The sequence below is a fragment of the Flavobacterium aureirubrum genome, from assembly GCF_038739835.1.
Lineage (GTDB): Bacteria > Bacteroidota > Bacteroidia > Flavobacteriales > Flavobacteriaceae > Flavobacterium > Flavobacterium aureirubrum.
This window is the reverse complement of record NZ_JBCGDO010000063.1, coordinates 1-1,826: the sequence shown is the minus strand read 5'-3', so window position 1 is coordinate 1,826 and position 1,826 is coordinate 1. Positions and strand designations below refer to the sequence as shown.

Below are 1,826 nucleotides of genomic sequence, written 5' to 3'. Positions count from 1 at the left end.
GCTTTAAAACAGATGAGAGTAGGTCTCTCAATGGCGACTTTCAGGAGTAGCCATTAAACCACCTTATGCTGCGAGTTTTGGAAACAATCTGGTGGTGAGCGATAAGGAAAAACGGTAACAACGATTACTGTAGGTGCGAATACAAAGAGCTGAACGAAAGTGAACCAATGATGAAGCCTCGTAAGAGCAATAGACGATGTCAAAAATAGGTAGTTACGTTTGTACCTATGATAAGAGTGTATTGGACACCTGATTACTGGGTACACGGCATCCGGGGTTAAGTTGGCAGGACATGTATTTAGGCTGTTTTAAGGAACAAGTGAACTCAACATCGTTCTGTAAAATCGAAAGAGGAAACAGACAAGAAAGGATGTGCTTGAGATGTTGGGGACAGACTTAGTCGTAGTAGTGCTGAAGTGTTTGTAATGAGCATGGAGCGAAGGGCTGAGCGTGTTAGGTTTCAAAACAATTTACAACCTTAAAAGGGATGATTGATTACTATGAAACAAAATCACAGCCAATAACCAAAGTAATGGTTTGGCAAGCATACAAGGAAGTAAAATCCAATGCTGGAAGTGGTGGTATAGACAAAATGAGTTGGGAATACTTGCAGAAAAACGCAAGTAAAGAACTCTACATGCTATGGAATCGCTTGAGTTCTGGAAGTTATTTTCCTAAAGCAGTCAAACAAGTTGCTATTCCCAAAAAAGCAGGAGGAGAACGATTACTCGGCATTCCAACGATTTTAGACCGAATAGCGCAACAAGTAGTAAGAAAGCACTTGGAAAGAATTTTAGAGCCACAATTTCACAATAGTTCGTTTGGTTACAGACCAAATCGAAGTTGTCATCAAGCCGTTGAACAAGCCAATGCGAACGCATTCAATCATGATTTTGCTATTGATTTAGACATCAAAGGATTTTTTGATAACATCGACCACGAATTACTCATGAAAGCTGTAAGGCATTATTGTTCTGATAAGTGGGTACTGATGTATGTAGAAAGATGGTTAAAAGCAGGAGTTGTTCAGAAAGATGGAAACTTTAAGCCATCAATTTCAGGAACACCACAAGGCGGAGTAATAAGTCCACTTTTAGCAAACCTTTTTCTACACGTAGTTTTCGACAAATGGATGAATAAGTATCATCCTGAAAAGCCATTTGAGCGTTATGCGGATGATATAGTTGTGCATTGTAAAACTGAAAAGCAAGCTATATTTATGCTAAGGCAAATTAAGGTGCGCATGGAATTGTGTAAATTACAGTTGCATGAAGTGAAAAGCAAAATAGTCAATCTAAGAGGCTTTTCAAACACGAAATATTCCAAAGGATTTGATTTTTTAGGATTCACGATTCGTCCAAGAGCTTACAAAACAAAAGGCACAGGCGAAGTGAAATCCATTCCGTGTATTTGCGTAAGTCAGAAGTCAAAAACAAGCATCATGCAGAAGTTCAAAGAATTAAACATACACAAGCGCAGAAAACCTTTGGAAGTATTAGCCAAAGAAATCAATCCAGTAATACGAGGAATTATCAATTATTACCATTATTTTTGGAAAGACGACATGCGAATGGTGTGGAAACAATTGAACACACGAATACTGAAATGGGTAAAATGGGAAAAGGACTTATATAAAATGGAATCAGTAAAATATCTGAAAACCAAATACAAAGAAAAACCCAATTTATTTGCCCACTGGTTATTGGTATATCCATAAAAGTTATTACTTTTAGAATGATTTATTAACATGAAGAGCCGTATGAAGGGAGACTTTCACGTACGGTTCTGTGGGAAGGCAAGGGTGCGATTCCCTTGCCTGACCCGAT

Annotated in this window: 1 protein-coding gene; it reads left to right on the top strand. The window is 38.2% G+C overall.

Translation table 11 applies throughout. The annotated features are described in order from the left end of the window. The first annotated feature begins 487 nt into the window (after positions 1–487). Positions 488–1,717, top strand: a complete 1,230-nt coding sequence (ltrA, locus tag WFZ85_RS15905; protein WP_342697236.1) for a group II intron reverse transcriptase/maturase — start codon at positions 488–490, stop codon at positions 1,715–1,717. The last annotated feature ends 109 nt before the right edge of the window (positions 1,718–1,826 follow it).